This is a genomic window from Clostridium sp. AF12-41, from assembly GCF_003461685.1.
GTDB classification, from domain to species: domain Bacteria; phylum Bacillota; class Clostridia; order Lachnospirales; family Lachnospiraceae; genus Otoolea; species Otoolea fessa.
In genome coordinates, this window is sequence record NZ_QTXO01000001.1 from 595156 (window position 1) to 619646 (window position 24491).

General features: G+C 52.0%; 18 protein-coding genes. All 18 read right to left on the reverse strand.

The annotated features are described in order from the left end of the window. Positions 1–352: 352 nt before the first annotated feature. Complete coding sequence (locus DWV73_RS02620) at positions 353–955, reverse strand: ECF transporter S component (protein ID WP_022360276.1); 603 nt, start codon at positions 953–955, stop codon at positions 353–355. A 117-nt stretch (positions 956–1072) separates the two neighbouring features. Further along, positions 1073–1723 carry a thiamine diphosphokinase gene (locus tag DWV73_RS02625; RefSeq protein ID WP_107000407.1) on the reverse strand — a complete coding sequence of 217 codons (651 nt, stop codon included), beginning with the start codon at positions 1721–1723 and terminating at the stop codon, positions 1073–1075. A 5-nt stretch (positions 1724–1728) separates the two neighbouring features. Further along, a complete protein-coding gene (gene rpe / locus DWV73_RS02630) occupies positions 1729–2394 on the reverse strand; it encodes a ribulose-phosphate 3-epimerase (RefSeq protein ID WP_022360278.1) in 666 nt (221 codons plus the stop codon). Between the two features lie 32 nt (positions 2395–2426). Next, entirely contained in the window at positions 2427–3320 is an 894-nt protein-coding gene (rsgA, locus tag DWV73_RS02635) for a ribosome small subunit-dependent GTPase A (protein WP_117795520.1), read from the reverse strand. 25 nt (positions 3321–3345) lie between these two features. Then, positions 3346–5592 carry a Stk1 family PASTA domain-containing Ser/Thr kinase gene (gene pknB, locus DWV73_RS02640; protein ID WP_117795522.1) on the reverse strand — a complete coding sequence of 749 codons (2247 nt, stop codon included), beginning with the start codon at positions 5590–5592 and terminating at the stop codon, positions 3346–3348. Next, the gene (locus DWV73_RS02645; protein ID WP_117795524.1) at positions 5589–6335 is read right to left on the reverse strand and encodes a Stp1/IreP family PP2C-type Ser/Thr phosphatase; all 747 of its coding nucleotides are present in this window, start codon (positions 6333–6335) and stop codon (positions 5589–5591) included. The genes pknB and DWV73_RS02645 overlap by 4 nt, the downstream gene beginning before the upstream one ends. Then, entirely contained in the window at positions 6332–7396 is a 1065-nt protein-coding gene (gene rlmN, locus DWV73_RS02650; protein WP_022358690.1) for a 23S rRNA (adenine(2503)-C(2))-methyltransferase RlmN, read from the reverse strand. Before rlmN ends, DWV73_RS02645 begins: the two co-directional genes overlap by 4 nt. A gap of 71 nt (positions 7397–7467) precedes the next feature. After that, a complete protein-coding gene (gene rsmB / locus DWV73_RS02655) occupies positions 7468–8799 on the reverse strand; it encodes a 16S rRNA (cytosine(967)-C(5))-methyltransferase RsmB (RefSeq protein ID WP_117795526.1) in 1332 nt (443 codons plus the stop codon). Next, positions 8792–9502 (reverse strand): zinc metallopeptidase, encoded by a 711-nt coding sequence (locus DWV73_RS02660; RefSeq protein ID WP_117795528.1) that lies wholly within the window; start codon positions 9500–9502, stop codon positions 8792–8794. The genes rsmB and DWV73_RS02660 overlap by 8 nt, the downstream gene beginning before the upstream one ends. 66 nt (positions 9503–9568) lie before the next feature. After that, a complete protein-coding gene (gene fmt, locus DWV73_RS02665; RefSeq protein WP_117795530.1) occupies positions 9569–10513 on the reverse strand; it encodes a methionyl-tRNA formyltransferase in 945 nt (314 codons plus the stop codon). A 49-nt stretch (positions 10514–10562) separates the two neighbouring features. Continuing rightward, positions 10563–11036: a peptide deformylase gene (def, locus tag DWV73_RS02670; RefSeq protein ID WP_022358693.1), complete on the reverse strand. Its 474-nt coding sequence runs from the start codon at positions 11034–11036 to the stop codon at positions 10563–10565. 18 nt (positions 11037–11054) lie between these two features. Further along, positions 11055–13271: a primosomal protein N' gene (gene priA, locus DWV73_RS02675; RefSeq protein ID WP_181986196.1), complete on the reverse strand. Its 2217-nt coding sequence runs from the start codon at positions 13269–13271 to the stop codon at positions 11055–11057. A 161-nt stretch (positions 13272–13432) separates the two neighbouring features. Then, positions 13433–14842 (reverse strand): UDP-N-acetylmuramoyl-tripeptide--D-alanyl-D-alanine ligase, encoded by a 1410-nt coding sequence (gene murF / locus DWV73_RS02680; RefSeq protein WP_117795534.1) that lies wholly within the window; start codon positions 14840–14842, stop codon positions 13433–13435. An 18-nt stretch (positions 14843–14860) separates the two neighbouring features. Then, positions 14861–16324 (reverse strand): UDP-N-acetylmuramoyl-L-alanyl-D-glutamate--2,6-diaminopimelate ligase, encoded by a 1464-nt coding sequence (locus tag DWV73_RS02685; RefSeq protein ID WP_117795536.1) that lies wholly within the window; start codon positions 16322–16324, stop codon positions 14861–14863. 42 nt (positions 16325–16366) lie between these two features. Next, entirely contained in the window at positions 16367–19642 is a 3276-nt protein-coding gene (locus DWV73_RS02690; protein ID WP_242995710.1) for a DNA translocase FtsK 4TM domain-containing protein, read from the reverse strand. A 139-nt stretch (positions 19643–19781) separates the two neighbouring features. Then, the gene (locus tag DWV73_RS02695; RefSeq protein ID WP_117795538.1) at positions 19782–20588 is read right to left on the reverse strand and encodes an ATP-dependent Clp protease proteolytic subunit; all 807 of its coding nucleotides are present in this window, start codon (positions 20586–20588) and stop codon (positions 19782–19784) included. 325 nt (positions 20589–20913) lie between these two features. Continuing rightward, positions 20914–22593, reverse strand: a complete 1680-nt coding sequence (locus tag DWV73_RS02700) for an SH3 domain-containing protein (protein ID WP_117795540.1) — start codon at positions 22591–22593, stop codon at positions 20914–20916. A 15-nt stretch (positions 22594–22608) separates the two neighbouring features. Beyond that, a complete protein-coding gene (locus DWV73_RS02705; RefSeq protein ID WP_106999971.1) occupies positions 22609–24288 on the reverse strand; it encodes a C40 family peptidase in 1680 nt (559 codons plus the stop codon). Between the last annotated feature and the right edge of the window lie 203 nt (positions 24289–24491).

The window sequence follows — 24491 nt, forward strand, 5'->3', positions numbered from 1 at the left end:
CATGAGTAAGTAGCCATTTTTCAAAGAAAAATGAGCGAATTACGAATGTTTTTGAAGATTGCGGGAGCATATAGTGCGGAGCAATCTGGTATCAGAGGGGTCAAAACGTCTTTTGACCCCAACATCATTTTAAGCAACTTTATAATCTAACATATTCTCGCGGCAGATACGACTGCCTGCGGCATGATTCTGGTTTCTACAAGCGTGTATCTATGCATTTGTGTTTTATAAGCCGCACACTCCAATGACGCAACAAGGAGACTGCGCCCGGCCAGATGTTTTTCCCATTCTGCCCAACCACAGTCTCCTGTATGTATTTCATTTTAATTCTTCTCGACTGAGATAAATTGCCTTATGCTCTCGCTTCTACAGACAATGCATCCAGAAAACCTGCCTTGCGGAGTGCCGGACGAACTGCCATATATATAACAACAGACGCAATCGTAGATGTCACCGCATTGATCGAAGTCGCTGCGATATTCCATGCAAGTGTGAGCTCTGCCGCCGGTTTACCAATGATCCAGAGTTTATAATAATATCCGATCAGCGGATCTGCAATGACGTTGAATAAAAGACCTGCCACCGCTGCTGCAATCGTAAAACCAAGGATGTGGTTCTTATCGGTGCTCCGGTCAATCTTGCCCAGACGATGTGCTACGAATCCGGCGATCAGTCCGATGCAGAGTTTGCAGATAAATGTCTTCGGTGCATATACAATATAAACCGGATCGAGAAGGTCACCTATCGTCATGCCGATAGCACCTCCCAAACCGCCGTAAAAGCCGCCGACTAAGAGTGCCCCGATGACACAGACTGCATTTCCCAGATGAATGGAAGTTGCATCGCCGCCCGGAAGTGTGATCTTCACCTGTCCGTATGTAAATACGACATAGGAGAGAGCTGCCAGCAGACCGACCATCGCGATCTTGTAAGCCTGATTTGATTTGTTTGCCATGATGTTTCATCCTCCCTTGTTATTGGACTCATCATAGCACAATCTTGTCCCCTGAAAAACATACAGTTTTTATCATTTTAAACAGGTCAGTTTTAACTTGCCACTTTTTTATCCGAATTAATCATGTGCCTCCACGCACAAAAGGACGCCTCTCTCCAGCTCCAGAATGCCCTCTTCCCGTTTGAGTTCATTGCTGATGCAGAGACTCGTCCCCAGCCCGATCGTCCGCCGCTGGAGCGGGTATTTAAATCCCCGCAGCGTCAGTCCCTCGACAGTCTCGGTCATCGGCAGGAACGAAATGTATTTTCCATACACCTCTTCCCGGTGAAATACCTTATGCCCGCCCAGAAGATACAGGCGGTTGCGGGCATCATAAATATTCACTTCCATTCCCTGGCAGAAAAACTGATACATCAGCTGGATATTGCCGATGGCGTGATCCATACGGCCGCCCAGCGCCCCCAGGATATCAACTGCCTCACAGCCCTGGCGCGCCGCCGTCAAAAGCGCCAGCTCCGTATCCGTCTCATCCTTCTCCGGTTTATGGATCTCAAATTCGATGTCCGGCTGGTTCTGATATTCTTCCAGAACCTTTTTATCCACCGTGTCCAGATCGCCGACCACCGCATTCGGAGAAATATGCAGCGGGCGCAGAACCTCCAGCCCCGCATCTGCCGCAATTACATAGTCATACGAGCGCTGTGAGAGAAAATCTTTCGCAAACGCAATATCAATCGTTCCGCCTGTCACAATCAAACAACGCTTCATCTTCATCATCCCTGTTCAAATTCCTGAAAAATATTTAAAAATGTTTTTACATTCCCAGCCGGGTTCCCCTTAAATACGGCGCTTCCCGCCACGATCACATCGGCTCCTGCCTCCAAAACCGTCCGCACATTGTCCGGCGTGATTCCGCCGTCCACCTCAATGCGGGTGGAAAGTCCCCTCTCGCTGCACATTGCGCGCAGCTTCTTGATTTTTTCTACCGTATATGGAATAAATTTCTGACCGCCAAATCCCGGGTTGACCGTCATCAGAAGAACCATGTCCACCTCCGGCAAAATAACATCCAGTGTCTCGACCGGGGTCGCCGGATTTAACGCTACACCTGTTTGCAGCCCTGCCTCACGGATCTGCGCGATCGTGCGGTCCAGATGAAGACAGGCTTCCTGATGCACACAGATCAGATCCGCCCCCGCTTTTTTGATATCCTCTACATAACGTCCCGGTTCTTCCACCATCATGTGTACGTCAAACACACGATCCGTCACCGGGCGCAGGCTCTTAATTACCGGCATTCCAAAGGAGATACTCGGCACAAACGCGCCATCCATCACATCCAGATGGATGTACTGTGCGCCTGCCTTATCCACCTCAGCGACCTGCTCTCCCAGCTTTGTAAAATCTGCCCCCAGAATCGAAGGTGATAATATAATCATGGTTCTTTCCTCCCATTTTTTGTATAATATCCTCAACGGCTGCTTCTGCCGTATTTCTTTTTCTCTTTTAATTCCTGATACATCAAACGGTAATTGTCATACCGGCTCTGCCCGATCTTATGCTCCTGCACCGCCGTCTTAACTCCGCACTCGCGCTCGCCAATGTGGACACAGCCCAAGAAACGGCATTCATCCTCATATGGCTCAAATTCCGGGAAAAAGTCCTTGAGCGCCTCCGGCTCCAAATCCTCGATATAGAGAGAACTGAATCCCGGCGTATCCATCATATAGGTGCTCTCTTCCACGAAAAACAGTTCTGAATGGCGCGTCGTATGTTTGCCCCGGCGGATCTTCTCACTGATACCGCCCGTTTCCATCTGTGCCTCCGGCTGGATAAAGTTCGTGATCGACGATTTTCCGACACCCGAAGGTCCTGCTAAGACCGTTGTTTTCCCAATGATCAACCGATGAAACTCCTCCAGCCCTGATTTTTCGTAGGTGCTGATAAAATGCACCGGATAGCCCGCCGGTTCATAGATCGCACGCAGCTTCTCCTGCTCGGCTGCATCGACCAGATCGATCTTGTTGAAACAGATGCTGACCGGAACTTCCTGCCGTTCCATCATGACGAGGAAGCGGTCGAGAAGGTTTAAATTTGGCATCGGATCGGTGATGGCAAAAACCACCACCGCCTGATCAACATTTGAAACCGCCGGGCGGATCAGACGGTTTTTACGAGGAAGGATCTCATCGAGATTGCCTGTCGCCTTCTCCTCATCGAGAACACTGATCTCCACGTCATCGCCTACCAGCGGCTTGATGCCGCGATTTCGGAAAATTCCCTTTGCACGGCATTCATATACCTTTCCAATACCGTCGTGTACATAATAGAAACCGCCGATCCCTTTAATTATCTTTCCCTGCATACCTGTACCTTACAACTACCTCTTATTAATTATCTGAAACTTCCACAAATTCAAGCTGATACGTTTTTAGAACCCGATCGTTCGTCAGATCGAGGATCTGCAGCTCGCCTGTCTGCACACCGTCCGCTCCCTCGATATTATAATGAATCGGAAGCGTGATATCGCCGCCGATCTCCCTCGGTTCCATGACCGTCTTAGTCACAGTATTGCCGGCAATCGTCTGCTTCATCACAATACTGACGCGGATATGCGTATCTCCGGAACTTGGTCCAAACAGTTCACTCATCTGGAATTCATCGTTGATCGCCGCCACATAGCGGGTTCCTTTTCCCAGACTGACTGTATAGCCAATGGCACTTCCCTCCGGTGTATCTGTTTTCTCCAGGACATCCTGACTGATGATCTTGCCCTTTGCCACTTCTGAACTCTTCGCTTCCTTGCGCTCGCCAAGCCCTAATCCGACCGCTTCCAGAACAACTTTTGCATTTTCCTCTGAAAGCCCTGTAATCCTCGGCATCGGTACCGTCGGTACGTCCGGACCTGTGCTGACATACAGCGTCACCGTGCCGCCTGGATCCACGCTGGACGGGCTGTACCGGATCACTATACCGGAGGCAACCGTATCGCTGCTCTCTTTCTGCACTACTACGGTCAGTTTATTTTCTTCTGCCAGAAGCGTCTCTGCATCCTCGCCGGACATCTCTTCCAGTCCAAGTTTCGTCAAATCTATTGCCTCATTGCCTTCTCCGATCGTGACGATAACATCCGTCTGTTTCGAGACAACCGTGCCGCTGGCAATACTCTGACCAATGACCTTCCCCTTTTCAGAGGTTTCCGACTTTGCATATTCATAACGGATTTTCAACGACTGCTTTTCCAATGCTGTCTTCGCCTCATCCTCCGTCATGCCGTCCAGCGGCGGAACCCTGCACTCCGTTGATTCCAGACTCTTGCTCTCAGACGCCTCCGAAGAAGCTTCAACGGTCGTCTTCGGATGCTTCTGACTACCAGATCCCAGATTAAAGATGCCTGTCAACTTCGCAGCAATGACAATCACAACCACCACAATCAATACGGCTGCACCGATTCCAATCATCGTAAGCAGGCGCTCCATCTGCGGATTGACATCCTCGCTGTCTTCTTCTATACGGTGTCCCTTCCGTCTACGGTCTGGGCGCCTTGAGGTTTCTTCCTCATAGACATCCCTCTCTTCTTCCTGCCAACCTTCTATCTCTTTCTCCGGCTGTTCCGGCTCTTTCCAGACTACCTCACCACGTTCATTTTCTGTCGGAACCGGTCCGGTCTTTTCACTCACTGCCGGATGTTCCATCGTTTGTTCCAGATTTCGATTTCTCTGTGCCTCCATCTGGCGGTTCAGTTCCTCTGCCCCGCGTACGACTGTCGGGGAATTTTCATCAAATTCCGGTTCTTTTTTCAGAAAATCATCGTTTGGATCCACCAGCGCATGGCGCAGATCCGCGATCAGCTCATACGCATTCTGGTAACGGCGTTCCGGCTTTTTCTGGGTACATTTTAAAATAATGCGGTCCAGGCTTGCCGACACCTCCGGGTTGATGCGGCTCGGCGGCTGCACCGGTTCTTCCAGATGTGCCAGTGCCACTGAAACCGGGGTATCCCCGTCAAACGGAAGTTTTCCTGTTAGCATCTCATACATCGTGATTCCCAGTGAATACAGATCGCTTCGTCCGTCGCTATAATTTCCTTTTGCCTGCTCCGGCGAGATATAATGCACGGAACCGACCGCATTGACCCCGATCGTCTGGGACGATACAGCTCTGGCAATACCGAAATCCGCCACCTTCACCTTGCCGTCACGCGAGATAATCATATTCTGCGGTTTGATGTCCCGGTGCACAATATGCTGGTCATGTGCCGCTGCCAGCCCCTGCGCTACCTGGATGGCAATTCCAATCGTTTCTTTGACGCCCAGATGACCTTTCTTGAGAATATAGCTTTTCAGCGTGATTCCCTCGATGAGTTCCATGACGATATAATGAAGACTGCCCTCATCCACAACGTCATAAACACTCACAATATTGGGATGGGAAAGCCCTGCCGCCGCCTGCGCCTCCATCTTGAATTTGCTGACGAAATTCGCATCCTGGCTGTACTCATCCTTTAAAACCTTGATCGCCACCAGACGGTTCAGAGTGTGGCATTTTGCCTGATACACCTCTGACATGCCGCCCGTACCAATCAGTGAGAGGATCTCATAGCGATCCTGCAGATAAGTTCCCGGTTTCAGCATCATGATTCTCTCACCTCCTTGATCTGCGGGTCAATCAATATGACCGCGATATTATCTTTCCCGCCGTTCTGGTTTGCGAGCGCCGTGAGCGCCCTTGCCTTGGTGTCCAGGGTTCCCGGCAGAAGCACCATCCGGTAAATTGCTGAATTATCCACCATATTGGTTAACCCGTCCGAACACAGCAGTATGTAATCGCCCGGGTTCAGTGAAACCTCAAAGAAATCCGGCTCCACATGCCCACCGATCCCGACTGCGCGGGTAATGATATTTTTCTTCGTCTCATATTCCCGGCTGCCGCGGCTCATCTGTCCCAGCGAGACCATCGCCTCCACGTAGGAATGATCCCGGGTAATCTGATGAATGCCGGAGCGCTCAATCCGGTAGAGACGGCTGTCCCCCACGTTTGCCACGTAGAGTGTATTTCCCTGAATTGAAGCCGCTACCAGCGTTGTTCCCATGCCGGCAAGCTCCTCGCGCTCACAGGAAAGGGAATAAAGTTCCTGATTGACTGCCTCGATCCCCTTTCGAAGCGCCGCGACCGGCTCATTCTCACCACTCTCTTTGATATATTCCGGCATATGCTCGATCAGATAGCGCGAAGCGAAATCTCCCGCCTGATGACCGCCCATTCCGTCCGCCACGACAAACAGGTTGGAGAGTCCTCCCACCGGCTCCGTGCTGGCAAACTGGGCGTCCTGATTGACCTTACGCGTTTTTCCGATATCCGTCAGTGCGTATGCTTTCATTTGACCGCCGCACCTTCTTTCTCCTGCTCTTTATCCATATAGCTCTTCCGGAGCTGTCCGCAGGCACCGTCTATGTCGCGCCCCATCTCGCGCCGGATTGTCACATTGATTCCCTTAGATTCCAGGCATCCCTTAAATGCTTCGATCGCTTTCCGTCCCGACTGTACATAAGAGCGCTCCTTGATCGGATTGACCGGAATCAGATTCACATGCCCGTGCTGATCCTGAATCAGCGCCGCCAGCTCGCGCGCCTCGTCCAGATTGTCGTTGACTCCCTGCACCAGGCTGTACTCAAACGTCATGCGGCGTCCCGTTTTTTCAAAATAGTAATGACAGGCCGCCAATACATCCTTTAACGCATATGTACGCGCGATCGGCATCAGGCTCTTCCGCACCTCGTCATTCGGCGCATGCAGAGAAAGTGCCAGCGTGATGGTCAGTCCCTGATCTGCCAGCTCCCGGATCTTCGGAACCAGCCCACAGGTGGAAACCGTCACATTCCGCTGACTGATATGCAGTCCGCCTTCCTCCGTCAAAAGATGGATAAAGCGGATCAGGTTATCGTAATTGTCCAGCGGTTCACCCGATCCCATCACAACCACGTTGGAAACGCGTTCGCCTGTATCGCGCTGAATCTGATAAATCTGGTCCAGCATCTCCGACGGGCGCAGGTTCCGTTCCAGGCCGTCCAGGGTCGAAGCACAGAAACGGCAGCCCATCCGACACCCCACCTGCGAGGAAATACAAACGGAATTTCCATGCTTATAACGCATCAGGACACTCTCGATGACATTGCCGTCCGCGAGGCGGAACAGGTACTTGCGGGTTCCATCGATCTGCGAAATCTGCACCCGTACCTTTTCCAGCGATACATACTCGCACGCGTCCTGCAGCTTCTGCCGGAGTACCTTGGAAAGGTTTGTCATATCGTCAAAGGAAGATGCCAGTTTTTCATGCATCCACTGATAGATCTGGGCGGTCCGGAATGGTTTTTCACCCAGACTCACCAAAAAGGCACGCAGTTCCTCCTGCGTCATTGATTTTATATCCTGCTTTTCCATATCGGACTGCCTCCCTCTCTCCTATATGCACTCTCGGAGTCTTTCCTGTATTCATACGCTGTTCCGTCCAGTTATCCTTTTCTTTTCATCACAGAGATGAAAAATCCATCACACGGATGAACGCTCGGATAGAGCTGGATGTATCCCTCTTTCAGGCTGTCTTCCTGAAAATCAATCCCCAGACGACCACTGATATCAACCGGCTCAAATGGATATTCGTTTAAAAACCATGCCCGGTTTTCATCATTTTCCAGACGGTTGACCGTGCAGGTGCTGTAAACCAGCACTCCACCCGGCTTCACGTACTGCCAGACCACCGACAGCATCTGCCGCTGCAATGCAGCCAGATCCCGGATTCCGTCCATTGAAGCGTTGTATTTGATATCCGGCTTGCGTCCGATAATGCCAAGTCCTGAACACGGCAGATCGGCAATGACCACATCCGCTTTCTGCTCCATCGAAGCATCGAATTCACACGCATTCCAGGCGCAGGCAGAGACGTTTGTACAGCCGCTGCGGGCAATATTCTCCTTGATCAAAGATACCTTGTAATCACTCACATCCCGGATCTCAACCTGTCCAGTTCCGTGCAGCAGATCCGCCGCATGAAGCCCTTTTCCACCCGGTGCCCCACAGACATCGAGTACAAAATCACCCTCTTTAATACCCGCCGCATCACCTGCCAGCGACGAACTCAGGTCCTGAATCCGGATTAGTCCTTCGCGGAACGCATCCAGACTCTCTGGATAGTCCACTCCCGTCAGACGGTAAACGCCGCTTCCCGTCGCTGTCTCCTCTGCCGTCACGCCCTGGGCGGACAGGGAGGCAAGAATCTCTTCTTTCCCTGCACGGCTCTCGGCAAACCGCACCATAAACGGACGTTTCTCCAGACCAGCCTGTGCCATCCTGTGCGTCGTCTCTGCCCCATAGTTTTCCTCCCAGAGAGATAAAATCCAGTCCGGCATTGAATACCGCACTGAATCATCCGGGAAGGTCAGTTTGCCTTTTCCACGCACCACAGAACGCAACACACCATTTACAAAGCCGGAAAGTCCGGAAAATCCGCGTTTTTTCGCAAGGCGCACCGCCTCATTGCACGCCGCCGAATCCGGTACACGGTCCATATAATAAATCTGGTACACGCTCATCCGCAGAAGTGTGCGGATAAACGGTTTCATCTTATGAACTTTTGTTTTGGAATATGCGTTGATAATATAATCAATCTGGATTTTATACTCCACCGTCCCGTCCACAATCCGTTTTAAAAACGAGCGGTCTGATTTTTCCAGATACTGATATTTAGAAAGAGCCTGAAAAAGGGCCAGATGTGTATACTGTCCCTTTTCCAGAATCTCGGTCAAAATTTCGACCGCTATTTCACGCAGCGCAGTTCCATCAGTCATCGCGTCGTCCTCCAAATAATATAATCAGACGCAGAAGCTGTAAAATCGAACCAGCCGCCGCTGCCACATACGTCAGTGCCGCCGCACCAAGCACCTGTTTGGTATATCCAACTTCTTCCCCGCGAAGAATCCCTGTTGAATCAAGCAGACGTACCGCACGCGCGGATGCATTGAACTCAACCGGAAGCGTCACCAGCTGGAACAGCACCGACAAGGAAAATAAAAGAATTCCAAGTGAAACGATCGGAGATCCCATGCCGCCGATCAGGACACCAATCAGGATCATAGGCCAGGAAAGCTGTGCGCCGATGTTGACCACCGGCACCATTGAACCGCGCAGGCGCAGCGGAACATACTCAGATGCATCCTGCATCGCATGTCCGCACTCATGCGCCGCAACACCGATCGCCGCGACCGAAGTAGAACCATATACACTCTCAGATAAATTCACAGTCTTGGTCCGCGGATCATAGTGGTCGGTCAGACTGCCTGCCACCTGGCGGATCTGGACATCATAGATGCCCTGTGAATTTAAAAGCTGTCTCGCCGCCTCGGCTCCCGTCATGCCGGTCATGCTCCGGACTCTTGAAAACCGCGCGTAGGTGCTTTTTACCTTCGCAGATGCCCCTAATGACAGAAATACACCAATTAATACCAGAATCATCGTCGGATCAAACATACTGTAATATCCGTATCCGTACATATCACTCCAACTCCTTTCAAACGCCTGGCTGCCTGTAGCAGTTCAGTTCCTGCTGAAGCATTCATTTTATCCGAGCTTTACTCCCGTTTCCACCGGATATCCGCGTAAAAATGCCGCCGTATCCATCCGCTTCTTGCCTTCCAGCTGAAGTTCCCGGATCGTGAGAAGCCCTTTGCCGGTCTGGACAGAGAATGCATCTTTACCGACACGTACCACCTGTCCGAATGTCTCCGGTGACGGTCTTCCCGCCGCATCTTCCTCGACATCCGCCGACCAGATTTTCAGGGTTTTTCCTTCAAATTTTGTATAAGCGCTCGGCCATGGATTTAAGCCGCGGATCAGGCGCTCAATCACTGCCGCATCCATCGACCAGTCGATCTGCCCCATCGACTTATCGAGCATTGTCACATGGGTTGCCTCTGCCTCATCTTGTTTAACCGGATGCAGGATTCCTGCCTCCGCTTTCTCAAGTGTGGAGAGAATCAGCTTTCCTCCCGCAAGGCTCAAGCGGTCAAACAGGCTGCCGCCTGTCTCTTTCGGATCCAGGCGTACTTCCACGGTATCCAGGATATCTCCGGTGTCCAGACCGACATCCATCTGCATCGTCGTCACACCGCTGACCTCATCGCCATTGATGACCGCCCACTGGATCGGGGCTGCCCCACGGTATTTTGGCAGAAGCGACGCATGGATGTTGATACAGCCGTATTTCGGCAGGTTCAGAATCCGCTCCGGCAGAATCTGGCCAAATGCAATCACGACGATCACGTCCGGCTGAATCTTCGTCAATTCCTCAAAAAATGCCTCATCCTTGCGGACGCGCACCGGCTGATAAACCGGAAGCCCATATTCCAGCGCTTTTTCCTTGACAGGCGGCATTGCCATCGCCTTGCCGCGTCCCTTCGGCTTATCTGGCTGTGTCACCACCGCCGCTACTTCATGCCGGCTCTGATAGAGCGCTTCCAGTGTCGGAACCGCAAAATCCGGTGTTCCCATAAATACGATCTTCATATCTGCCTGTCACCCCACTCTTGTTTCTCTCTCATTCTGCCAATGTGCTTTATTCTTCCTCTGCCGCTACATCCTCTAACGGACCTTCTACCAACTCCACATACAGATGTCCGTGCAGATGATCGCACTCATGGCAGATCGCACGTGCCAGGAAATCATCTGCTTCCAGGACAAACTCTTCCATTTTTTCGTTCAGCGCGCGTACCTTTACATGGCTCGGACGGGTTACCAGACCAGCCTTGCCCGGAACGCTTAAGCAGCCTTCCTGACCAGTCTGGCTGCCGGACATTTCCTCGATGACCGGATTGATCAGGACATACTGGTTGCCGTCCTCCACGTCGATTACTACGATCTGTTTGCGGATACCGACCTGCGGTGCTGCCAGACCTACGCCGCCGGCTGAATACATCGTGTCAAACATATCCTCTATCAGTTCAAGTGTGTGATCGGTTACCTCCGTCACTGCCTTACACTCTTTTTTCAGTACCTCATCGCCAATAGTTCTAATTGACCGGATTGCCATTTTATACACTCTTCCTCTCTATGATATATCGTATTGAATCTGGACCGCCTGCCATTTTGTATCTGCGGCAGCCAGGGTTTCAATCTGACCCCTGATTTGATCCAGTATAGCACATTTTTCACACTTTATATATAAAATTTTTCTGTAGATGTCATTAACTTTGTATACCGGTGCCGGAACCGGACCGATACACTCGGCACTTTCGCGCAGCCGCCGCGCCGCCATTTCCGCACATTCATCCAGCACCGCCTCATCGCCGCAGGCAAAATAAACCGCAGCCATCTGGCAGACCGGGGGATAATGAAGCAGCCTCCGGTAATTGATCTCATGGCTGTAAAACAGCTCATAATTCTGCGCCGCTGCCGCCTGCACGGCATAGTGTTCCGGCCGGTACGTCTGGATGACCACATCGCCGGGCTTCCCGGCGCGTCCCGCTCTGCCAGCCGCCTGCGTCAGAAGCTGGAACGTCCGCTCCGCGCTGCGGTAATCCGGCGTATTTAAGGAAAGATCCGCCGCCAGGATTCCGACCAGCGTCACTCCCGGAAAATCATGCCCTTTTACAATCATCTGCGTGCCGATCAGGATATCTGCCTCACGATTTGCAAATGCCTCCAGAATCGCTTCATGTCCGCCTTTTTTTGCCGTTGTATCCGCATCCATCCGCAGGATCCTCGCATCCGGAAACCGAATTTTCGTAAATTCTTCCATCTTCTGCGTTCCGGCCCCAAACCCGGCAATATACGGTGATCCGCAGGACGGACACTGCTTCATCAGCGGAATCGTATAGCCGCAGTAATGACAGACCAGACGGTTCTTCCCGTGTAGTGTCAGGGAAACATCACAATGCGGACAGGTCACCGCCTTTCCGCAGGAACGACAGGAAACAAAATTGGAATAGCCGCGCCGGTTCATAAAAAGCATCGCCTGCTCGCCACGTGCGAGTCTCTCTGTCAACATTGCATCCAACGTCCGGCTGAACACCGATTTATTGCCTACCTGCATCTCCGCACGCATATCAGCGATCTGTACCTTCGGCAGGATACTTCCCGCCACTGCCCGGTGATGCAGGGGCAGAAGCACATATTCGCCATTCTGCGCCCGCAGATACGATTCCAGAGAAGGAGTCGCTGAGCCCAAGACCAGCGAAGCCCCGGAAAGCCGGGCGCGCTCCGCCGCTACTTCCCTTGCATGATAGCGCGGCATCGTCTCGCTCTTATAGGCGCCCTCATGTTCCTCGTCGATCAGAATCAGTCCCAGATTGGAAAATGGGGCAAACAGCGCCGACCGCGGTCCGATCATCACGGAAACCTCGCCCCGCGCCGCCCGTTCCCACTGATCATAGCGTTCTCCCGCAGAGAGACGGGAATTCAGAATCGCGATCTGATCGCCAAATCGCCGGTAAAACCGCATCACCGTCTGATATGTCAGCGAAATTTCCGGGATCAGCAGAATCACCTGCTTTCCATCCCGCAGGACACGCGCCATCAGCTCCATGTAGACTTCGGTCTTTCCACTTCCCGTAACGCCGTGAATCAGATACGTTTCACGTTTCCCCGTCTCATAATCCTCACAGAAACGGTCAACCGCCGCCTGCTGCTCTTCATTGAGATGCACGGTCTGTCCGGCTGGACGCGGCAGTTTTGCATGGTTTAACCCGCGTTCCTCACGGGAAACTTTCACTGAAAGCTGTCCCTGTTCCTCCATCGGGCGGATCGTCGCCAGGGTCAGGTCAAGCTCCCGTCGGGCAAATTCCATCGGAATATCCAGATTGTCCCGGAATGCCTCAAGGAGCCGCACCCGCGCCTTATAATGCCGCTTCTGTGCCGCCAGGATTGCCGCTTCCAGCTCTTCCTGGTTTAAAAGACAATGCAGCGTCTTTTTCTCGCGCGGTTTTATCTTTTCCTTGACGGGAAGTACGGTTTTGAGCGTCTGGTTCATCGTCGCGCCATAACGTTCCCGCATCCACCACGCCAGACGGATAAGCTGAGATTGCACCGACATACTGCCCGGTGCGATCCCAGCTATCTCCTTGATGCGGGATGGGTCATACTCCGCCGTATTTCCCATTCCCACCACATATCCAGTCCGAAGTGAATTACCCTTTCCAAACGGTACCGTCACGCACGTTCCCGCCGTAATCTCCTCCGCCAGATGCGCCGGAATCCGGTACTGAAACGGGCGATCCACCTTCTCATGGGATATATCTATAATAATATCCGCGTATTGATACGCCATGATTCCTTCTCTTTCTATTTCTAATTCAAGTCGAACGTCCGTGAGATTTGGCGCGTGATTCTGGTCAGCGAAGCTGACATATTCTTTACAGAATCACTGCGCATCCTCGCGGAGCGTTTATCTCAGTCGGAGAATGGACTCCTACTGAGACAAACTTGCTATTACTTACCACCTGAAGAGGTGGGAGTCTTCTCGACTGAGATAAACCTCGCTGCCGTCTCCCCCAGCTTCATACTGTTGGAACCCTTAAACAGGACTGCATCTCCCTCACCGATCTGTGCATCCAGCCAGTCAAGCATATCTTCTTTTTCGTCCTCTTCAAACGAAACGACATGCAGATCCGGTTTGACTTTCTTTGCTCCCTCGGCGATCGCCTGCGCCAGTTCGCCATATACAACCAGGATATCGACCGGTTTTTCCGCCAGAAACGCACCAACTTCACGGTGGAACTGAATCGTATTCTCTCCCAGTTCCTTCATATCCGCCAGAACCGCAATTCTGCGTCCTGCCGGCAGGGAAGAAAGCACACCTATCGCCGCTTTCATCGAATCCGGGCTTGCATTGTAGGTATCGTCCACGATCGTATAACCATTTTTATGATAAATCTGCTGACGGTTCTTGAACCCGCCAAATTCAAGCAGCTTTTCCGCTGCATCGGCAAGCGGCACACCGTAGGCATCCGCAACCGCCAGGGCAGCCAGCGCATTCATGACATTGTGCTCGCCCATAACAGTCAGCTTCACCGGGACGCGCACCTCGCCGTGTACCATCGTAAAGGACGGAAATCCATCCGGATATGAAAGATCCTCGGCGCGGTAGTCGTTATCTGCTCCAAGTCCATAACGGACGGTATGGCAGCCTGCTTTTGCATGCACGGTGGAAAGCATATCATTATCTCCATTTACAAACAGGATTCCGCCTGCCTTCATACCGTCCTGGATATGCAGCTTTTCTTTTAAGATATTCTCGCGGGAGCCCAGATTCTCAATATGCGTCACACCGATATTCGTCATGACTGCCGAATCCACCGCCGCAATCTCCGCGATCACCGCCATCTCGCCCGGCTCACTCATTCCCAGTTCCAGCACGCCGATTTCATCATTCTCAGAAATCTCCGAGATCGTGAGTGGCACACCGATCTGGCTGTTGTGGTTTGCCGGTGTCTTGAATGTCTTATATTTCGCTGAAAGCGCCGCCGCCACCATTTCGCGCGTCGTCGTCTTTCCCACGCTGCCGGTGATACCAACTAACGGGATAGAAAGACGTGCCCGCAGGCAGCGCCCGATCGTCTGCAATGCCAGTTTCGTATCTTTCACCTGGATCAGCGCGCCGTGAAAGCCCTCCGGTGCCGCCTCATGCTCCGAAGTCAGTGCGGCTGCCGCCCCATTGTCCATCGCCTGAACCAGGAAACGATGCGCGTCTGATTTCTCCCCGATCAGCGGAACAAACAGATCCGCCCCGCGCATACTCCGGGAATCAATGCTGATGTGTTTTAACTCCGTATCTGCATCTCCGCAGAGCAGTGTTCCCGACACTGCTTCCACGATATGTCTGACTGTAATATGGTCCATATTTTGCCTCCAAATTGATTACATATGCAGCTTCTTCACCGTCTCCTGCACTACTTCCCGGTCAAGGAAATGATAGCGCACGCCCTCGATCTCCTGATAATCCTCATGCCCTTTTCCGATGATCGCGATGATATCGCCATCTTCCGCATGGGACAAGCTGTACTCAATCGCTTCGCGGCGATCCGGGATTTCAACGTATTTGCCATCGGTTTTTGCAAGTCCGACCTTGATATCTGCCAGAATATCTTCCACTTTCTCAAAGCGGGAATTATCCGCCGTGATGATCGACAGATCTGCCAGCTTTCCGCCAATCTCTCCCATCGAGTACCGGCGATCGCGCGCCCGGTTGCCGCCGCATCCGAAGACGCAGACGAGACGCTTCGGCTTGTAGTCGCGCAGCGTCAGAAGAAGACTTTCCATGCTGACCGCATTGTGGGCGTAGTCAACGATCACGGTGCACTTTGCTGATTTATATACAATCTCCATCCGTCCATCGACCTGGATATGTTCCAGCGCATGGCAGACTTTCTCCTTCGGCAGATCAAAGAAGCTGCACACGCCCGCTGCCGCCAGCGCATTGTCCACGTTAAATTTGCCCGGAATGCCGACACGCAGATCGCTCTCATATCGTCCATGCGTCTGAAATTCGACGCCCACGAAATCATGTTCGCGTACATAGTGAATGTCATCCGCTGTAAAATCAGCCGCCTGTTCCAATGAAAAGGTCAGGATCTCTGCTGTCGCCCCTTCTACGATCGCATCAAAGTACGGATCATCGCGGTTGACGAGCGCTGTCCGGCAGTTTTTCAAAAGCTGCTTTTTGTAGTAAAGATATTCTTCAAAACTTGCATGTTCATTCGGGCCAATATGATCATTGGAAATATTCAGGAAAATTCCATAATCAAAGAAAAGTCCATCTACCCGGTGCATCAGGTAGCTTTGGGAAGAAACCTCCATCACGATGTAACGGCAGCCCGCTTCCACCATTTTTGCAAAATATTCTTGCAAAATGTAGGATTCTGGCGTCGTATTTTTGGTCGGATAATGATTCTCACCGATCACAGCGCCGTTCGTTCCGATGAGACCCGTCTTCTGTCCGGCTGCCTCCAGAATCGCCTTGATCATATAAGTGGTAGTCGTCTTTCCCTTCGTGCCGGTCACACCGATCGCCGTCATCTTCCGCGCCGGATAATCAAAACGTGCCGCCGAAAGAAGCGATAGCGCGTTCCGTCCATTCTCCACTTGAATGACCGTCACGTTCTCAGGCGCCTCAACCGGATGCTCGACCACCAGAACCGGCGCGCCCTTTTCAACCACATCCGGGATAAAGGTATGCGAATCGACGTTTGCCCCGCGCATACACACAAACACCGTCCCCGGCGCCGCCTTTCTTGAATCGTAGACCACCTCGTCAACCTCCGTCTCCAGGCTGCCCTGCAATAATGTATACGGCAATTCTTTCAGCCAGCTTTTAAGCTTCATAGGATACCTCCTGATTTTGATATTTTATAATGATTTCGCTTTTTAATATCCTTCTTCCATCATGTTTTCAAACTGCTCCATGCTCATCAGCACCTTACGCGGCTTCGTGCCTTCTTCCTCACCGACCACGCCTGCATCTGCAAGCTGATCCATGATACGCGCGGCACGGTTGAAGCCAATCTTAAACATACGCTGCAGCATGCCGATGGATGCTTTGTCTTTCTCAATAATAAATTTACCTGCCTGTGCAAAATAGGCATCGCGCTCACCGCCGCCAAAGCCCGCATCCATCGCCGTCGAACGGATCTTGGACTCAACCTCGGCGCTGTACTCTGCGGTCAGCCCCTCCTGTTTCAAAAATCCGACCACATCCGAAACCTCATTGTCGGACACAAACGCGCCCTGTACACGCTGCGGTTTCTGATAGCCCGACGGATAGAACAGCATATCGCCCTTTCCGAGCAGTTTCTCCGCGCCATTCATATCAATAATGGTACGGGAATCCACTCCGGAAGAGACGGAAAAAGCAATTCTCGACGGAATATTTGCCTTGATCACACCGGTGATGACATTGACCGATGGTCGCTGCGTCGCAATCACCAGATGAATGCCCGCTGCACGCGCCAGCTGGGCCAGACGACAGATCGAATCTTCTACTTCGCCCGGCGCTACCATCATCAGATCGGCAAGCTCATCCACGATAATGATGATCTGCGGCAGTTTCTCCGGTTTCTTCGGATCGTCGATATCCGCGATCGACTCAACCTTGGCATTGAAACCCTTAAGATCGCGCACGCCGTATTTTGCAAACTTCTGGTAACGGTCGGTCATCTCTGCCACCGCCCAGTTGAGGGCGCCGGACGCCTTTTTCGGGTCGGTCACAACCGGAATCAGAAGATGCGGAATACCGTTGTATACACTTAACTCAACCACCTTGGGGTCGATCATGATGAGCTTGACCTCGCTCGGCTTCGCTTTATAAATCACACTCATGATCAGCGTATTGATGCAGACTGATTTACCCGATCCGGTCGCACCCGCGATCAGAAGATGCGGCATCTTCGCAATGTCGCTGACAACCGTCTGACCTGCGATATCTTTTCCGACCGCGAATGCCAGCCGGGACGGATATTTCTTAAATGCCTCTGACTCCAGCAGATCGCGCAGCAGAACCACATGGTTCTCCTTGTTCGGAACCTCGATACCGACCGCCGCCTTGCCAGGAATCGGTGCCTCGATACGGATGTCCGCCGCTGCCAGATTTAACTTGATATCATCCGCCAGCGCTACAATCTTGCTGACCTTGACACCCTGCTCCGGGTGAAGCTCATAGCGGGTAACCGTCGGTCCACAGCTGATGTTTGTAACCGTCACGCCCACGCCGAAGTTCTGGAGCGTCTGCTGCAGCTTGATCGCTGTCTCCCGGTACTCCTGATCCGAGAAATCGGTCTGTCCCGTGCCGCGTTTTAAAAGTGTCAATGGCGGGAATATGTATTCTTTCTGGATCTTCTTTTCTTCCTCTTCCTTGCGCTCGATCTGCTCTGGAACCGTCAGTTCCTCAACTGGAAGTGCTTTTCGTTCTTCCCGTTTCTGCTCCAGTTTTTTCTGTATCGCCTCTGTATCTGTCTCGATCACCTTTCCGGATGCGGTCACGACCGTTTTGGAATCCTCCGGGACAAAGAAACTGCCCTTTGTCTCGCCCCGCTCTGATTCCAGCGTCTTATAATAGCCATCGATTGGTTCGGAATCCGTTTCCCCAGATATAGGTTCGTTCCATTCATCCTCATTCCCCATCGAAACGGTTTCCCACTCGTTTTCCGATGGCTCAAAGACATCCTGATGCCCTAAATCTGTATGAACCTCCTCTGCGGTCAAACCGGACGCCGCCTCCGCAGCCGGTCTCTCCCGTGTCTCTACCGGATAATAGCCTGGACCTTTCTGACTCTCGCCGCCGGCAAATTCTTCCATCGTCCGGGTATCACGGCGTACATACAGGCGTTTCAGAAGCTGGTCGCTCGCACTGTCCTCTGTCTCTGCAGGCTCCTCTGCAAATTCTGTCTCCTTTACTGCCCGCGCCGTCTCGCGCTCCGATTCTTCCTGAAACTGGGATTCTGAACCAGCGTATGCATATGTATCCTGCTCCGATTCCACCGGCTCTTCTTCATACTCCATCGGTTCTGGTTCTACCGCTCCGCCACCGTGGAATATCTGCCCGCGAAATACATCTGCCGGATTCTCCTTCTCTACTCCCTGTCCGGAATCCTGTGCCAGATTTTTTCCCTCTGCCGGAACATCGGTCCAATCATCATAAGCCGCGGCCTCATCCTGCAAGTTTTCCTGCCTTCCATGCATCTCACGAAATTCCTCCGGTGCATCCTCCGGTCCCAGCACGGTTCCCTCCGGGACTCCTTCCGAGAAATTCCGCATCACTGGCAGCTCGGTCAGCTTGGCACCCTCGAGATCAACGCCACGGACCCGCTGCTCCTCCCGCAGACGGCGTTTTTCTTCCTTTTTCTCCTCATGTATCTCACGGCGGCGGCTCATATCTTCTTTCGCATACTCATATGCCCTTCCGCTGCCCTGTTTAACGAAGTTTACCAGGGAACGCTCCGTAATGCACACAGCACCGAGTGCCAAAAGCACCAGCAGAATCAGAACTGCTCCGATCGTTCCCACTGTTCCGCACAACAGCAACATCAGAATGCCACCGATAAAACCGCCTCCGCCTGCCTGCGCGTAATAATCGCCCAGATTCCAGTCCAGATGCTGACCGCCTCCCATAAGAAGCTGGGAAAGTCCGCAAAATGCCAGAAGCACCTCGCCAACCGCCACCAACTTGGCTACGGCTTTCTGGTTGCCTCGGTTTGAAAGATAAAAACAAGTTCCCATAAATAAAAGGAATGGCACCAGATACCCCATCACGCCGAATACGCCAAGCAGAGTCGATCGCAGAAAACTTCCGACAAAGCCGCAAAGCCCGAAATTGCTCAAAAACAAAAGTACCGATATTGCAAATGATACAATAATCGCCACTTCCGTTCCCATAAATGCCCCTGTACCACTTTTCTCCACCGGCTCCGGCGCCTGGCTGGCGCGGCTTCGGCTTCCTGTTCCCTTCTCGGTACCTTTTCCGGACGAAGCTTTCTTCTTCCCCCTACTCTTTTTCTCGTTCAGCGTCTCCTCCGCTTTCTTCGCCGCAGGGGACTTTCTGGATCGCCCGGCTTTTTTCTCTGTCCCAGCTGTCTCCCCGGCACGCTCTGTACTCTGTCTTTTCCTGCTTGTATCTGCCACCTGTCTCATGCCTCCAACATTTCCCATGTATCTGCGGTTCCTCCTGTTTCACAAAATACAGCCTCCCGCAGACTGCTTTTCTCATTTTACATTCTTATTATCTCATTCAGTATACCCAAATTCAGGGAAAAAAGCAACGCTTTCCTAAAATTTTCGCACGTATGTTCTACTTTCTTTTCAGATTTTCACTAAAATCCGTGTTCGTCATCCGGTCGTGTGCATCTATTTCCTGTTTCTTCCCATCGATCGCCCGGTTCAGCCATGCAAGCGCTTCCCGGATCCCGCCGCATTCATCGATCAGTCCCTCCTGGACCGCCTCCCCGCCAACCAGGACCGTTCCCAGATCTTTTGTCATCATCTCCGTATTGAGCATCAGGCTCCGGAGGCGCTCATAGGAGATCTGACTGTGTCCGGACACAAAGCTTAAAATACGATCCTGAATCATTTCAAAATAATCATACGTCTGCACGGCACCGATCACCATCCCCGTCATCCGTACCGGATGTACCATCATCGTCCCGGTCGGGACAATAAAAGAGTGATCGACCGCCACTGCGAGCGGCACACCGATCGAATGGCTGTCTCCGATGACCAGTGAAACGGTCGGTTTGCTGAGCGAAGCAATCATCTCCGCCAGTGCCAGTCCACAGCTTACATCGCCGCCCACCGTGTTAATCAGGACTAAAACTCCCTCCGTCTCACCGCTCTCCTCGATCTCCGCCAGCTTAGGCAGAATATGCTCATATTTCGTCGTTTTCGTATTGCCGGACAAATTTTCATGTCCCTCTATCTCTCCGATGATCGAGATTAATTCAATGTGATTGCCATTCTTTCCCGTAATATCCGTCTGTCCATTTTCACGCTTCTGAATCGGATCCTCCTGCGCCTGTTCCCGACTTTCTCCCACTTTATCTGCCTGCTTGTCCCACGCTTCATTTTCCCATTCCCTGTTTTCACGATTTGCCCGAATCATATTTTCCTCTTTTCTGCGCTCTTTCCATCTTACACGCGGATTCAATGTTTTTTCTCAACTGCCTAATTCATTCTTAGTATTCTGTCTTCCTATTATCTTTATTCACTGAAACCGCTTTTTATACAAACAAGGATGTGCCTTGGCACATTCGGGCGTCTCGCGCGGTCACTTGCGACATGTTTCTGCTTCGCGCGAGTGCGCATCCCCGCGATGCGTTTTTTATTTCATAGGACACAATTTCCTATGAAACAGAAAAAGAGAGCTGGGAAAAGCTGCCTTTTCTCCCTGCTCTCTTTCAAATATTTTTTATTGACTTTCCATGGAATTAATCGCCCAGTACATTGACGATCTTCGCCGGGGTACGGTAATTCCAGGTGGAAATCTTGATACCATCCCTTGCATTCGATGCATGGCACACGCGCCCGCCGCCGATATAGAGTGCTACATGGTTGATCGTTCCACCGCTGTTTGTGTAGAAGATCAGATCACCCGGACGCATCTGGGAAGAACTGATACTTCTTCCTGCTCCCGCCTGGGAACCCGAATGATGCGGCAGGCCGACGCCGAAGTGTGCCATAACCGACATCGTAAATCCAGAACAATCCGTACCATTTGTCAAGCTGGTACCGCCCCATACATACGGATTCCCAAGGAACTGAGTCGCGTAGTTTGCGATCTGCGCACGCTTGGAGGAGCCGCTTGAAGATGCTTTCTGGCTGCCAGAACCACCGTTACTGCTGCTCTTGCTTCCAGAGCCTCCCTTGCTGCTCGCCGCCTTGGTCTCAGGCTCCGGGGTCTCCTCAACCGGTGTAAACTCGATCGCCTCATTTAACGCATACCGGACATCGACAAATTCAGTCGCTACATAGGCACTCGTCTCATCCAGTGCAATCTGCACCCAGCCATCCTGCTGGCTCATAACCGAATACCGCTCGCTGTTGGAAATCTGCGTCCAGATCGGCGCGTCCGTGTTCGGCTCCGTACGGGCATTCAGACGGTCAGTTGATACGATCGCCATCAGCTGTGCAACCTGCAGTGCCTCCTGCTTCGCCGCATCTCCAGTCAGAATAAATTCGGATTTAACATAGCCAGTAACCGGACCGGACTTGATCTTATACCAGCCGCCATCCTCGGTCGTTTCCAGAATCTCACCACCGGACTTGCTCGTCATCTTACCGATGATCTTCGCATCCTCCTTCGGCTCCACGCGGATATTTAAGTAGTTATTGACATTGGAAATACCCAGATTGTCATACATATTGAGAACCATCGTCCGCAGATCCAGCTTACGCGCTTCATTTAACGCATAGCGCACATCCACATAATCCGCTGAAATATAGCCCCCGCTGATCTGGATCCAGCCGTCCTGCTCGCTGACAATGGAATAACGCTCATTTTTCAGCGCCTGTTCCAGCACCTGCGCGTCCTCACTCGGCTCACTCCGGATATTCAGCTTGTCAGTCGTGATGACCGCCATCTTCTTGACCAGCTCAAATGCCTCTGTTTTTGCCGCCTCGCCGGTCTGTACAAATTCTGAACTGATGTAGCCCTCCAGACCGCCGGAAGATATCTGATACCAGCCTTCCTGGGAATCGTCCAGAATCTCGCACGCACTGCCGCCCATCAGTTTGCCAATGACATCGGAGGTTGTACTGGCGCTCTCACGCATATTAAGATAACCAGATACATCCACAATACCCAGATTCTGGTAGGACTCGACTACATTTTTCTTTTCTTCGTCCTCTTTTGCCTGTTCCTCATCCTCCGGCAGCGTCTCTCCGATCACGGTTTCCTGCGCCTCTGCCTCGGATGCCGATGCCACCCGGGCGTTTCCAGAACCTCCGAACGTGCCGCCCTGTGCCAGCTTCACGATGATAACCAGAGCCAGCACCACAATGACGGCACAGCCCCCGATCATGAACCAGTGCATCGGATCTTTGCCATTTCGTCTCTGACGTGCTTTCTGCAGGCGTTCTTTATAATCTTCTGTCTTTTGCTCTTCCATCTTATCCTCTCCCTATCAGTCTCCCAGCATATTGACAATCCGGTACGGATTCCGGTAATTCCAGGTAGAAATCTTGATGCCGCTTCTCCGGCTCGCCGCATGGACGATCTGACCATTGCCAATGTACATCGCCACATGGTTGACCGTTCCCTTGCGATTCGTATAGAAAATCAGATCGCCCGGACGCATCTTCGAAGAATCAATCTTCGTACCCGTCCGCGCCTGTTCCCGGGACACCCGCGGCAGGGACACGCCCGCCACATGGCTGTATACATACTTTGTAAAACCAGAACAGTCCACACCCGAATGCGGGTCATTACCGCCCCAGACATAACGGTTTCCGACAAACTGAAGCGCATAGTTGACAATCTGGGTCCGCAAGGATTCCTTTTCTTTTAATGGGGTAAATGGGATCGCCTCCGGCAATGCATAACGCACATCTACGAAATCAGTCGCCACATACGCACTCGTCGTATCGAGCGCAATCTCGACCCAGCCATCCTGCTGGCTTATAACGTCGTAACGCTCATTGTTAGAGATCTGCGTCCAGATCGGCGCATCCGTGCTCGGCTCCGTGCGGGCATTCAGGCGGTCGGTTGAAACGATCGCCATCAGTTCTGCAACCTCCATCGCCTCCTGCTTCGCCGCATCTCCTGTCAGGATATACTCCGCCTTCACATATCCAGTGACGGGACCCGACTGGATCTTATACCAGCCGCCGTCCTCGCTCGTCTCCAGAATCTCTCCGGCAGACTTGCTCGTCATCTTACCGATGATATTGCCATCCTCACTTGGCTGATCGCGCACATTCAAGTAATTATCCACACTGGAAATACCTAGATTTTTGTATAAATTCAGCACCATCGCACGCATATCCAGCTTCCGCGCCTCATTGAGTGCGTATTTGATCTCTGCATAATCCGTGGAAATATAACCGCTCGAAATCTGAATCCAGCCATTCTCCGGCTCACTCTCGACCACATAGCGCTCATTTTTTAATGCCTGACCGACAACCTCTGACTCCGTGTTCGGCTCTTTTCGGATGTTCAGGGAATCTGCCGTGATGAGCGCACGCTTTTCAACCAGTTCCAACGCTTTTTTCTTCGCCTCATCCCCGGTCAGAACAAACTCTGAGCTGATATAACCGGAAATACCGCCAGATTCGACCTGATACCAGCCTTCGGCTGAATCATCCACGATCTCACACGCACTGTCGCCCATCAGCTTGCCGATGATGTTGCCATCCGTGCTCGCCGTCTCACGCATATTCAGATAACCGGACACCTGCACGATACCCAAATTTTTATAGGAAGCTACCACTGCTTCTTTCTCTTTGATCTCCTCCGCTCTGGACTCTTCGGATGCCTCGTCCTTCGAAAGCTCTGATGCTGTCGCCGCCCCATTCTTTGCAGTTCCGGCTCCCGCCTGACGGCTGAGCAGGGACTTGCCTGCAAATGCTGCAACTGCAAGAGCAATCACCACCCCTGCTGCTATCACTCCGAAGCGCAGATTCTGACTCTTATCTTCGCCCTGGCGCCTGCGCGAATGTCCCGCGGATTCCCGGACCGGATTTGGTGTCTGATCCTGAGCTGGTTCTGATTCCTGACTCTGAACTGCTTCCGGCTCTTGAATCCGCTCCGCCGCTGGCACCTGTTCTGACTCCTGCGTTTCTTTTTTGTTTTCTTCTTCTAACATATGGATCGCTCCTGATTTTTCTTGAAATTATGACTTAATATCTTAAACGTAATTTTTATTTTATCATATTCGTAGGGAATTGCCAAGGAAGGATGTGGAGGAAAAAATGAATTTTCTATGAATGAATTATTACAGAAGTGTTAAGTTGTATATAAACGGTTAAGTCGTGAAAGGGGGAATTAGTTGGAAATATGGGAGAGGAG